The 11,681-nt window shown below is 54.2% G+C and carries 14 protein-coding genes; 7 read left to right on the forward strand and 7 right to left on the reverse strand.

The window, feature by feature from the left end; translation table 11 throughout:
• Window positions 1–129 precede the first annotated feature (129 nt).
• Window positions 130–585 carry a hypothetical protein gene (locus tag E3U32_RS19605; RefSeq protein ID WP_134350100.1) on the forward strand — a complete coding sequence of 152 codons (456 nt, stop codon included), beginning with the start codon at window positions 130–132 and terminating at the stop codon, window positions 583–585.
• Window positions 586–629: 44 nt separating this feature from the next.
• On the opposite strand, the gene E3U32_RS19610 is transcribed toward E3U32_RS19605, so the two are convergent.
• On the reverse strand, window positions 630–1,040 hold the full coding sequence (locus E3U32_RS19610; protein WP_134350101.1) for a YybH family protein: 411 nt from the start codon (window positions 1,038–1,040) through the stop codon (window positions 630–632).
• A 143-nt stretch (window positions 1,041–1,183) separates the two neighbouring features.
• Complete coding sequence (locus tag E3U32_RS19615; RefSeq protein WP_134350102.1) at window positions 1,184–1,477, reverse strand: DUF1330 domain-containing protein; 294 nt, start codon at window positions 1,475–1,477, stop codon at window positions 1,184–1,186.
• A 151-nt stretch (window positions 1,478–1,628) separates the two neighbouring features.
• Here E3U32_RS19615 and E3U32_RS19620 point away from each other — a divergent pair, with 151 nt between their 5' ends.
• The 3 genes from E3U32_RS19620 to E3U32_RS23920 all read left to right on the forward strand — a co-directional run bounded on the left by E3U32_RS19620 (window position 1,629) and on the right by E3U32_RS23920 (window position 3,263).
• Window positions 1,629–2,534 (forward strand): LysR family transcriptional regulator, encoded by a 906-nt coding sequence (locus tag E3U32_RS19620; RefSeq protein ID WP_134350103.1) that lies wholly within the window; start codon window positions 1,629–1,631, stop codon window positions 2,532–2,534.
• Window positions 2,535–2,682: 148 nt separating this feature from the next.
• On the forward strand, window positions 2,683–3,108 hold the full coding sequence (locus E3U32_RS19625) for a VOC family protein (protein WP_134350104.1): 426 nt from the start codon (window positions 2,683–2,685) through the stop codon (window positions 3,106–3,108).
• A 56-nt stretch (window positions 3,109–3,164) separates the two neighbouring features.
• A complete protein-coding gene (locus E3U32_RS23920) occupies window positions 3,165–3,263 on the forward strand; it encodes a hypothetical protein (RefSeq protein WP_353620406.1) in 99 nt (32 codons plus the stop codon).
• A gap of 98 nt (window positions 3,264–3,361) precedes the next feature.
• On the opposite strand, the gene E3U32_RS19635 is transcribed toward E3U32_RS23920, so the two are convergent.
• The 3 genes from E3U32_RS19635 to E3U32_RS19645 form a co-directional block, all read right to left on the reverse strand.
• Window positions 3,362–3,577 (reverse strand): DUF6500 family protein, encoded by a 216-nt coding sequence (locus E3U32_RS19635; protein ID WP_134350105.1) that lies wholly within the window; start codon window positions 3,575–3,577, stop codon window positions 3,362–3,364.
• 92 nt (window positions 3,578–3,669) lie between these two features.
• Window positions 3,670–3,987 (reverse strand): YebG family protein, encoded by a 318-nt coding sequence (locus E3U32_RS19640; RefSeq protein WP_134350106.1) that lies wholly within the window; start codon window positions 3,985–3,987, stop codon window positions 3,670–3,672.
• Between the two features lie 77 nt (window positions 3,988–4,064).
• Window positions 4,065–5,045 (reverse strand): nitrilase family protein, encoded by a 981-nt coding sequence (locus tag E3U32_RS19645; RefSeq protein ID WP_134350107.1) that lies wholly within the window; start codon window positions 5,043–5,045, stop codon window positions 4,065–4,067.
• Window positions 5,046–5,145: 100 nt separating this feature from the next.
• Between E3U32_RS19645 and E3U32_RS19650 the strand changes: the two genes are divergently transcribed.
• Entirely contained in the window at window positions 5,146–6,030 is an 885-nt protein-coding gene (locus E3U32_RS19650) for a LysR family transcriptional regulator (RefSeq protein WP_134350753.1), read from the forward strand.
• Window positions 6,031–6,052: 22 nt separating this feature from the next.
• Here E3U32_RS19650 and E3U32_RS19655 read toward each other — a convergent pair whose 3' ends face one another.
• Window positions 6,053–6,415: a helix-turn-helix domain-containing protein gene (locus tag E3U32_RS19655; RefSeq protein WP_134350108.1), complete on the reverse strand. Its 363-nt coding sequence runs from the start codon at window positions 6,413–6,415 to the stop codon at window positions 6,053–6,055.
• Window positions 6,416–6,751: 336 nt separating this feature from the next.
• Between E3U32_RS19655 and E3U32_RS19660 the strand changes: the two genes are divergently transcribed.
• On the forward strand, window positions 6,752–7,927 hold the full coding sequence (locus tag E3U32_RS19660) for an efflux RND transporter periplasmic adaptor subunit (RefSeq protein WP_134350109.1): 1,176 nt from the start codon (window positions 6,752–6,754) through the stop codon (window positions 7,925–7,927).
• 24 nt (window positions 7,928–7,951) lie between these two features.
• The gene (gene oqxB / locus E3U32_RS19665; RefSeq protein ID WP_134350110.1) at window positions 7,952–11,104 is read left to right on the forward strand and encodes a multidrug efflux RND transporter permease subunit OqxB; all 3,153 of its coding nucleotides are present in this window, start codon (window positions 7,952–7,954) and stop codon (window positions 11,102–11,104) included.
• A gap of 67 nt (window positions 11,105–11,171) precedes the next feature.
• Here oqxB and E3U32_RS19670 read toward each other — a convergent pair whose 3' ends face one another.
• On the reverse strand, window positions 11,172–11,651 hold the full coding sequence (locus tag E3U32_RS19670; RefSeq protein WP_134350111.1) for an RrF2 family transcriptional regulator: 480 nt from the start codon (window positions 11,649–11,651) through the stop codon (window positions 11,172–11,174).
• Window positions 11,652–11,681 lie beyond the last annotated feature (30 nt).

An 11,681-nucleotide genomic window follows, 5' to 3' on the forward strand; every position in this document is an offset into this window, starting at 1 on the left:
GCTGGCGGAGCAGCCGAAAGGCTGGCCGTTTTTCTATATGGGCGGTATTCCTACCTCTGTCAGCGCTACCCCCCGAGCGTAGGAACTTATTGGGTGGCTTAATGAACTGCATATAGAAGGATGCCTTGTATGGCTACTACCCCAACCCTGACTTCTCTCCCGTCTGACGAAAGCGTCATTCTGCAACTTCTGTCCCAACCGCTTCCGGCTGATGCCGATCTGTTTGTCGTCGCCGACAACTGCGCCGCGCTGGTAAGCGTGCTGGTCGAAATCGAGGATGCGAAGCTGTTTACTGCGCTGTGCGAGCGTCTCCTTCAGGCTCTGCGTAAGCTGCGGGAACTCTGCGATGTCGATTTGCCGCCAGACCTGATCGCGCAGTTGATCATGGGTGAGAAAATGAACTCCTGCGTGCCGGACTGCTGGCAGGACACCCTAACTCAGGTGGACTATGTTCTGGCGCTGACACAAGCGGTTATGGGTGGAACGCTGCCCGCCCACGTAGCGAAAGAGCTTACGGGCTTGCTGCACGATATGGTGTGGCTGCTGGCTGAGTTTGTAAAGGAGCCGCGCATTACTGCGCATTAAGGGCACTGGCGTGGAGGGGCGGTAGCGCCCCTTTGAATGCGTGATTAACGTGATGAGTTCGCGGTATCAAGAAGCGACGTACCGTAGGAGTTGTCGATGGTACAAAGCCAGCGACCGTCGCTTTCCTGTCGAAAAACATAGGTCGCGCGGCGCGACATTTCCGTTCTTCCGCCCTGACCATCAGGAAAACGCAGAACGGTTTCCATGATAACGAGGGCATTACCACCCCCCTCTATTACCTGCATCTCCCCTTGTTCGACGACCAGCTGGTCCTGAAAATAATCAGAGATGGCAATAAACGCGCTGCGGATGTTCTCTTTGCCTTTAACCGTCATGCCGGGCTTGACCACCAGAGCCGCATCTTCGGCGTAGAACGCCATCAGGGCGTCATAGTTTTTGGTCGTGATGGCGTGGTCACAGGATTCGATTATCTGGCGTAGCGGGTGTGGGGTCATGCGCATTTCCTCTTTGGGGGGTAAACACGTATTAACGTAACAGCCTGGTGCGTTTGTATAGCTACCAGGTTTTATGGCTGGTAGCACTGGTTTTTAGTTAACGTTACGTCAGCTATAAAGAAGCGGATATAAAACCCTAATTGTTAAAGAGCTGCACCTTCAACTAATACAAATGTTCCGATCGCAGCACCTGACCGTATTGCCCTTGCTTTCTGATATTCTGGGCTTTCATAAAAACGCCTGGCTTCGGCAAAAGAATCGAATTCAAAAATAACATGCCGTTCATGAATTTCCCCCTCAAGATTTTCATACTGTCCGGACCAGGCAATTATTTTTGGATTGAAATTCTTCATGGCATCTCCGGCAGCTTTGGCATATTCAGCATATGCGATGGGATCTTTTATCGTCACATGAGCAATTAAATAACCTTTATTCATTTTTAAACCTTCGTCAGTGATGAGGTATTCCAGCCTAAATACACCAACAGGCGATAACTTAAGCTGAATTGAGTGTGAAAGGAGTTTATTAGGTATTATAGTAGTTATAAATATCGAATAAAGTAACGCACTGTTACCTGAAAGGTGAACAATGAAAAATCTGGAGATACTGAACATTTTTGCTCGCGTGGCGGACATGAAGAGCTTTACGCTGGCGGCGGAAAGTTTGGGCATTCAGAAAGGACGCGTGTCAATGGTGGTACGCGAGCTTGAACGAGAAGTTGGCGCGACACTGTTGCATCGGACAACTCGAACTGTACAACTGACGGAAGATGGGCGGGCTTTTTATTCGCGAGCCCTCGATCTTCTGTCAGCAGCCGAGGAGTTGAAATCAATGTTCTCTCTCGAGGGCATGTCACTAAGGGGGAGAATACGCGTTGATATGCCGGCGGTATTAGCGCAGAGCGTGGTGATTCCCGCATTGCCGGAGTTGATGGAAGCTCACCCTGAACTGGAACTTGAGCTTTCAAGCACTGACCGCCGGGTCGATCTGGTTCAGGAAGGATTTGATTGCGTAGTGCGTCTCGGCCCGATTGTTGATGAAACGCTTATTGCGCGGCCACTGGGACATCTACGAATGATCAATGCCGCTAGCCCGCGCTATCTTGAACGATTTGGTGTGCCACAGACTATTGATGATCTGATTAACCAGGGACACAGAATGGTACATTATATTCGCAATTTTGGTTCTAAACCTGACGGTTGGGCGTATCCGACTGAAGATGGCTATAAGTCTCTGATGTTACCCGGCGCGGTGAGAGTCAACAGCGTACCGGATTATCATGAGGCAGGACTGGCGGGCTTAGGCTTAATCCAGGGCGGTTATTCCTCGCTCTTACCCCACATCAAACGCGGCGCACTGGTTGAAGTTCTGCCGGATTTGCCTCCAGAACCACTCGCTGCTTTTTTTGTCGTCGCGCACAGACGCAATTTGTCGCAGCGGGTCAGGGCTTTTATGAGCTGGACAGAAGAAATTTTAAAACCTTACTTTGACTAACTGCAGGAATCATAGCCATTGAGAAAAGTGATTTTCCATAAAGGAGGCGATTCCATGCGAATCATGGTAAGGCGGAACCGGGAAATAATTCATTGCTACTCTGAGATATAATATTAGTTCAGACAAACAGCAAAAAGGATGTAATAAGATGCTGACTTATATCACTATAGATACAAATGATCTTCAGCGCTCCGTGGACTTTTATGACGCTATTTTTAACGTTCTTGGCTACTCACGTCAGCCTGCATGGACAGAAGACTGGGTAATGTGGGGAAATGAAAATAATCCTGATGAGATGTTCAACTTTTGTATTTGTCCTCCTTTTGACCAACAACCCGCAACGGCGGGAAACGGGACGATGTTCGCATTCAGAGCAGATAACGCGGAACTTGTCAGACGGTTCCATGCTGCTGGCCTCCTTGCGGGAGGGAAAAATGAAGGTGCACCAGGTACACGAACCGCGTACGGCCCCGACTTTTATGTTGCCTATCTGCGTGATCCTGACGGACATAAGCTGGCATGCGTTTGTCATCCTTATTCTCCTGAAGCAGATACGTTCGTAGACGAAGAATAGTACCGTGACCTGAAAAAAGGATTGTCGTCTTAGGCGCTGGGATTACTGGCGTATCCATCGCATGGCATCTTGCCCACCGCGAATTTGGTTATCCTGTTCTTCTTTTACTGATGAGAGCAGGACGGTTTACGTCGCCTCTATGCACCCAGCCGTGACTTGCGCAGCGACGATTGGCAGACTGGTCTCTGAAGCGTTATGCGACGGTCAGAGCGATGAAATCCCGCTATGTTACCGGCCATCCCGCTTTAGCGGGTTAAAGGGCTGAAATGAGGTTTCTGATCTTCTCAGCCTTTTCAAAATGGTCCAGTTTCATTTCCATAATCCACCAGTGCGCCACTTCCATAAGCAGTTCAGGCTCGTCATTTTTATTAGCAAAAAAAGCATAAAACGAGAGCCCAACATTGCTTCCCTTAGAGGCGATTTTTGCATCACAGATCCTGATGATTTTTTCCTTCATTCCCTGCCGCACGCCATCTCCTTACTCTTTTCATTTTCTGACTAAAAAAGCCGTAAGCAGTTATCTGCTTACGGCTTACGGATCGGTGATGATTTTTCTGACAATCAGGCCGCTTTCACAGCTCTGATTTTTTTCGTGTCAGCCCCATCGGATTCTGTTTTATCCGTTGCAGCTGGAGCGTTGAGATCGGGAAGCTTGCTGGTACGCAGAATATGCTGCACGGTCTCTTTCTGCTCGGCGAGATACAGTCCAAGATTTTCAGCCTGCGTTTCATCCATCGGCATTCCGCTTTGCAACAGCCAGTCGGTGAACGCGTCTGCCATATCGAGCAGCTTGTCGTGAGCGTCAGCCTCTTTCTTACTGGCAAATGTCATTTTCTCTTCACCTTTTCTTACGACAACAAATTTTGTTTCAACAGCCATTATGCGCACCTCATACTGTAATTATATACAGTATAACAGTTCCGGATGTATTTTGCAGCTAAAAAATGCTCACATTTCTAGCGAGCAGGGGGCGCATTCGAAAACCGTGCGCCGATCGCATCACGCTCATAGCCCTGCGGCTGCGTCAGTATCTGGTATAAATCAGGACGGCGACCGTGGATCCAGCGGCGCCCGGTGCTCATAGCGAGCAGGCTTAAATCCAGCTCGGCGCTCACCATCGCATCTTCCGCTGCCCAGGTTTCACTCACGATCCTTCCATAAGGGTCGAGGATCATCGCATTGCCTGTGCGCACTTCGTCGTCATCGGCACCGACGCCGTTGCTGAAGAGGACAAATACTCCGTTGTCATGCGCGCGGGCAGGCAGCCAGCGCATGAGCCATTCCCGACCGCTTGGGCCTTTGAATGCGGCCGTAATCTCTTCCTTGCGCGTTTCCCGCTCTTCCCAGAGCGCGAGCGGAATTGGCTTCATTGCGTGAGGACTGCGGGAATCGGTACCGCCTGTTTGATGCGGCGCGAGAAGAATATCCGCACCCAGCAGCGCCGTCGCGCGCACATTTTCGACCAGATTATTGTCCCAGCAAATCAGGATACCGACCTTCACTCCCCAGGGCGTATCAAAAACGGTAAAGCGGTCCCCGCTGCTGATGGCCGGATGTTCAAAAGCATGGAGTTTACGATGCGTATGCATTGAGCCGTCCGGCATACAGGCAACATACGCATTGTAGAGGCGGCCATCGTCGGCTCGTTCAATAAGCCCGGCGCCAATCAGCATTTGATGTTTGATTGCCAGAGAGCGGATTAACGTCAGGGAAGGGCTGTCAGCAATCGGTTCGGCCAGCGCAGACACCTCCGCTGCGGTGAGCTTAGGGACATGCCAGTAGCCAGTGATACACATTTCAGGGAAGGTGAGAATGTTCACCTGCTCAAGCGCTGCCTGTTCAATAAATTTCTCCATGATCAGCAGGTTGTATTTTTTGTTATTGGCCTGATGCTGAAACTGTACGGTTGCAGCCTTTAAGAATTCAGGTTCGTTCATGGTGCGTCTCCGGTTGTTATCGAAACTGAATTACATAACGATTACCAATAACTGTATAATCAAAATATTTCTGATTTCGATAACCATCTGGAATGAAAAAATGAACACCCGGTTGCTCAAAGCCTTTTTGATGCTGGCTGAAAAAGGAAATTATGCCGATGCGGCGCGAGCGCTGTTTATCTCGCAACCGGCATTGACCAAACAGATAAATCTCCTCGAATCTCAGGTGAATATGTCTTTGTTTTCACGAGGACGTCACGGCGCAATACTGACGGCCGGCGGCAGGCGTTTGCTGCCAGAGGCTGAAAAAGTGGTCAGGCAAACCCAGCTATTTATGCAGCATGCTGAGCGAGTATCAAAGGGGGTTGAGGGGCATATTTCCGTCGGGTTCGGTCTTTCAAGCTTTTATCTGGCACCGCGCTGTATCGCTGACTTTCGCCGGGACTACCCGGGAGTCGAGATGTCCTTGACGGATCTGCCTTCCTTCCAGCAGTACGCGCTTTTGCAAAATGATGAGCTTCAGGTGGGTTTTGTCAGGGTTCCTCCCCCAGTGGCGCTTGAATACTTGCCGTTATTTACCGATCGGCTGGTTCTGGTTGCGCCCGCCGCGTCGCCGACAATGTCGGCCGCTGAGTGGCTAACGCAACGGCCTCTGCTGCGGCTGTATGATGAGCGAGGGAGGGGGTTAAATGCGCAAATTGACCGCTTCCTGCATGACAACGGTCTTTTCATCTCATCAACTCAGCTGACTGATGATATCCAAACTATCGTCGCGATGGTGATTGCGGGCATCGGCGTTGCCATTCTGCCCACCAGCGTGACGCATATCGCGCCGCCGGAACTGGTGATGATTTCGTTAACGGGGGAGTCAATAAGCTGGAAGGTGGGCATCGCCTGGGACGCAGGCAAAGAAGATGTCATCCGTGACAACTTTATTGCCAGCATACGTAAGGGCATTTCCGCTGATGCGGGGAATGATGACTGAGGGCACCATCCCGCACGGCACACTACCTGGATTGCTGGCGCAACGGTTGCGTTTCCGGGCCACTTATACTGCGCCGCCATGCACCAGGCGCCTGACCATACTGACGCTTAAAGCTGCGGTTGAAGGACTGCTGTGAGTCAAAGCCCAGCGCGATCGCCACGTTAAGAATCGGCTCATCGCTGTGGGTTAAGCGCTCGACCGATTTTTGCAGCTTTTGCGCGCGAATATAGCCGGCGAGGGGATAGCCCGTATGTTCTTTGAACAGCCGCTGGAGGTGCCATTTTGAATAGCCGGATCGCCTGGCGACGGACTCAATGTCCAGACGGCTGTCCAGGTTGTTGTCGATCCAGTCGAGTAAATCATGCATAAATGCGCCAGTGTTCATCTGGTTACCCCCACGCAGCATATCTAAAAGTATCTTTGTCTGTTGCATTAAAAGGTGGCGCGTTTTTGTATTAATTGCAAGTTTTATTGTTGCATTTAAATTCTTGACCGAAACGGGTCTTTTCACATTGGCTCAAATAGCACATAAAGTGCAACAATTATTCTTGCACTTAGTTAAGCGCCTTCCTACAATCGCCGCGATAGTGTATTCGCAACTGTTACAGTTTTGTGGCGATGAACGACACAAATGGCCTTAAGCCAGCTACCGGACAAAGGAAGTGGCGCGGTGTCTCCTGCTGCGTCTTGCCCGGCGGCTACCAATACCGGAATAAAAATAATGAGCCTGCAAAAAACCTGGGGTAACTTTCAACTGAGCGCGCTGGGGGTGATGTTGCTCTCCGTGCTGCTCGTCGGGTGTGATAACAGCGTCGCGCAAAACGCCGCGCCACCTGCGCCCGCCGTCAGTGCCGCTGACGTGGTTGTGAAATCTATTAGCCAGTGGGATAGCTTTAACGGTCGGATTGAAGCGGTGGAGAGCGTTCAGCTACGTCCGCGCGTGTCCGGCTACATTGATAAAGTGAATTACACCGACGGCCAGGAAGTGAAGAAGGGCGAGGTGCTGTTCACCATTGATGACAGAACCTATCGCGCCGCGCTGGAACAGGCGCAGGCGAACCTGGCGAGAGCCAAAACGCAGGCCAGCCTGGCGCAAAGTGAGGCTAACCGTACCGATAAGCTGATCAATACTCACCTGGTCTCACGGGAAGAGTGGGAGCAGCGTCGCTCGGCCGCCGTTCAGGCGCAGGCCGACATTCGCGCCGCGCAGGCGGCAGTTGACGCGGCTCAGCTCAACCTGGACTTCACCAAAGTGACCGCGCCTATCGATGGTCGCGCCAGCCGGGCGTTGATCACCAGCGGGAATCTGGTCACCGCGGGCGACACTGCCAGCGTCCTCACCACGCTGGTCTCGCAGAAGACGGTGTACGTCTACTTTGACGTGGACGAGTCAACCTACCTTCACTATCAAAACCTTGCCCGCAGCGGGCAGGGAGCGTCCAGCAATCACACGGCGCTGCCGGTTGAGATTGGCCTGACGGGCGAGGAGGGCTACCCCCATCAGGGCAAAGTGGACTTCCTTGATAATCAGCTCACGCCGAGCACCGGGACGATCCGCATGCGCGCGCTGCTCGATAACGCGCAGCGTCAGTTCACGCCGGGACTGTTTGCCCGCGTGCGCCTGCCGGGCAGCGCGGAATTTAAAGCCACGCTTGTCGACGATAAGGCAGTGCTGACCGATCAGGATCGTAAATACGTCTATATCGTGGATAAAGAGGGGAAAGCGCAGCGCCGCGACATTACGCCGGGGCGTCTGGCTGACGGTTTACGCATCGTGCGGCAGGGGCTGAACCCTGGCGATAAAGTCATCGTCGATGGTTTACAAAAAGTGTTTATGCCGGGTATGCCGGTTAACGCGAAAACCGTTGCTATGACCGCCAGCGCCGCCCTCAACTGATCCCTTGACCTGAGAATCCAACCCATGGACTTTTCCCGTTTTTTCATCGACAGGCCGATTTTTGCCGCCGTCCTGTCGATTCTGATTTTTATCACAGGATTAATCGCCATCCCGCTGCTGCCGGTAAGCGAATATCCTGACGTCGTGCCGCCAAGCGTGCAGGTGCGCGCAGAGTACCCGGGCGCCAACCCGAAAGTGATTGCCGAGACCGTGGCGACGCCGCTGGAAGAGGCGATCAATGGCGTTGAGAACATGATGTACATGAAGTCCGTCGCGGGCTCGGACGGCGTGCTGGTGACCACCGTCACCTTCCGTCCGGGGACTGACCCGGATCAGGCGCAGGTTCAGGTGCAAAACCGCGTCGCGCAGGCCGAGGCGCGTCTGCCGGAAGACGTGCGGCGTCTGGGCATTACCACCCAGAAACAGTCGCCGACGCTGACGCTGGTGGTACATCTGTTTTCGCCAAACGGTAAATACGACTCCCTGTACATGCGTAACTACGCCACGCTGAAAGTGAAGGACGAGCTGGCGCGTCTGCCCGGCGTCGGCCAGATTCAGATCTTTGGCTCCGGCGAATACGCGATGCGCGTCTGGCTGGACCCAAACAAGGTGGCGGCGCGCGGGCTGACGGCCTCGGACGTGGTGACGGCGATGCAGGAGCAGAACGTGCAGGTGTCCGCTGGGCAGCTTGGCGCCGAGCCGCTGCCGAAAGAGAGCGATTTCCTGATCTCCATTAACGCTCAGGGGCGTCTGCATACCGAAGAAGAGTTTGGCAATATTGTCCTGAAAACAACGCAGGACGGTACGGTCGTTCGCCTGCGCGACGTGGCGCGTATCGAAATGGGCTCCGGCAGCTATGCGCTGCGCTCCCAGCTCAACAATAAAGATGCGGTCGGGATTGGTATCTTCCAGTCACCGGGGGCGAACGCCATCGATTTGTCTAACGCGGTGCGCGCCAAAATGGACGAACTGTCCACGCGTTTCCCGGCGGATATGAAGTGGGCGGCACCTTACGATCCAACCGTGTTTGTGCGCGACTCCATCCGTGCCGTCGTGCAAACGCTGCTGGAAGCGGTGGTGCTGGTCGTGCTGGTGGTGATTCTGTTCCTGCAAACCTGGCGTGCGTCGATCATTCCGCTGATCGCGGTGCCGGTTTCGGTGGTGGGGACCTTCAGCATTCTCTACCTGCTGGGCTTCTCGCTGAATACCCTGAGCCTGTTCGGGCTGGTGTTGGCCATCGGTATCGTGGTGGATGACGCCATTGTGGTGGTGGAAAACGTCGAGCGAAATATCGAAGAGGGGCTTGCGCCGCTTGCGGCGGCGCATCAGGCGATGCGTGAAGTGTCCGGGCCGATTATCGCGATTGCGCTGGTGCTGTGCGCGGTGTTTGTCCCGATGGCGTTTCTCTCGGGCGTGACCGGCCAGTTCTACAAGCAGTTTGCGGTGACGATCGCCATCTCCACGGTGATTTCCGCCATCAACTCGCTGACGCTTTCGCCGGCGCTGGCGGCCCTGCTGTTAAAGCCGCATGGCGCGCCGAAAGATTTTCCGACCCGGCTTATCGACCGTCTGTTCGGCTGGCTTTTCCGTCCGTTTAACCGCTTTTTCCACCGCAGTTCGAGCGGCTATCAGGGGCTGGTGGGCAAAACGCTTGGACGTCGCGGCTCAGTGTTTGTCGTTTATCTGCTGCTGCTTTGTGCGGCAGGCGTGATGTTTAAAGCGGTACCGGGCGGGTTTATTCCGACACAGGACAAGCTGTACCTGATCGGCGGCGTGAAAATGCCGGAAGGTTCTTCCCTGGCGCGTACCGACGCGGTGATCCGCAAAATGAGCGAAATCGGGATGAATACCGAGGGCGTGGACTATGCGGTCGCGTTTCCGGGGCTGAATGCGCTGCAGTTCACCAACACGCCGAATACCGGGACGGTCTTCTTTGGCCTGAAGCCGTTCGACCAGCGTAAACATTCTGCTGCGGAAATAAACGCGGAGATTAACGCGAAAATCGCGCAAATCCAGGAGGGCTTTGGCTTCTCCATCCTGCCGCCGCCGATTTTAGGGCTGGGGCAGGGGTCGGGCTATTCCCTGTACATTCAGGATCGCGCCGGTCTGGGCTATGGCGCGCTGCAAAACGCGGTGAACACCATGTCCGGGGCGATTATGCAGACGCCGGGGATGCATTTCCCGATCTCGACCTACCAGGCTAACGTGCCGCAGCTGGACGTGCAGGTTGATCGCGATAAGGCGAAAGCGCAGGGCGTGTCGCTGACCGATCTCTTCGGTACGCTGCAAACCTATCTGGGCTCGTCGTACGTGAATGACTTCAACCAGTTCGGGCGTACCTGGCGCGTGATGGCCCAGGCAGACGGACAGTTCCGCGACAGCGTGGAAGACATTGCGAACTTGCGTACCCGTAATAACCAGGGCGAAATGGTACCGATTGGCAGTATGGTGAAAATCAGTACTACCTACGGGCCGGACCCGGTGATTCGCTACAATGGCTACCCGGCGGCGGACCTGATTGGCGATGCCGACCCGCGCATGCTCTCGTCCACGCAGGCGATGACGCAGCTCGAAGGCATGTCTAAGCAGATCCTGCCGAACGGGATGAATATTGAATGGACGGACCTGAGCTTCCAGCAGGCCACGCAGGGCAATACGGCGCTGATCGTCTTCCCGGTCGCGGTACTGCTGGCGTTCCTGGTGCTGGCGGCGCTGTACGAAAGCTGGACGCTGCCGCTGGCGGTGATCCTTATCGTGCCGATGACGATGCTCTCCGCGCTGTTTGGCGTCTGGTTGACCGGTGGCGATAACAACGTGTTCGTGCAGGTGGGGCTGGTGGTACTGATGGGGCTGGCCTGTAAAAACGCCATTCTTATCGTGGAGTTTGCCCGTGAGCTGGAAATTCAGGGCAAAGGCATCATGGAGGCCGCGCTGGAGGCGTGTCGCCTGCGTTTACGCCCGATTGTGATGACCTCCATCGCCTTTATTGCCGGGACCATTCCGCTGATCCTCGGCCACGGCGCGGGTGCCGAAGTGCGCGGCGTCACCGGGATCACGGTGTTCTCCGGGATGCTGGGCGTGACGCTGTTTGGCCTGTTCCTGACGCCGGTGTTCTACGTGACGCTGCGTAAATTCGTGACGCGCGGCAAAGTAGAAAGGGAAGTTCTGCCTGCGTAGGGACGTTGCAGATAATAAAAAACCGCCTTCACTGTGAAGGCGGTTTTTTTTCGCAACAGGTAAAGCATTATGACGTTTTTTGATACTGAGCTATAAGATCGGGGAGCGGATCCCATCCGCTGCTGTCGGCGTTTTTCACCGCGTCCAGGGCGCTTGCCACGGTATGGCGGGCCAGTACCGCTAACGATGCCTGCTCAGCTTCTTCGGAAATCGATTTAAAGTACCAGCACGCGTTAGCACTGACCACGCAGCGGGCCGGCACGTCAGGGCGCGACGCCCACAGCTTTTTATCTTCGATGACCGAAAGGTAGATGTCGCGCAGGGTGATCTCTTCCGGCGGGCGACCGAGGTGAATTGAGCCGTTACGGCCAAGCGTTGAGACGATAATGCCGTCACGCGTCAGCGGAACCATCAATTTGCGGATGAAGCTCGGGTTCGCTTCCAGGCCGTAGGCCAGAATCGCACTTGTCGAACGTTCACCCAATTGCTCCGCCATCGCTACGCTGAGAACCATCTGCAAAGCTGTCGGGAAGCGGTAATCTAACATTTTTGTATCCTGGGTTGCGGTGAATCTTGT

Source organism: Lelliottia nimipressuralis, from assembly GCF_004402045.1.
GTDB classification, from domain to species: Bacteria; Pseudomonadota; Gammaproteobacteria; order Enterobacterales; family Enterobacteriaceae; genus Enterobacter; species Enterobacter chinensis.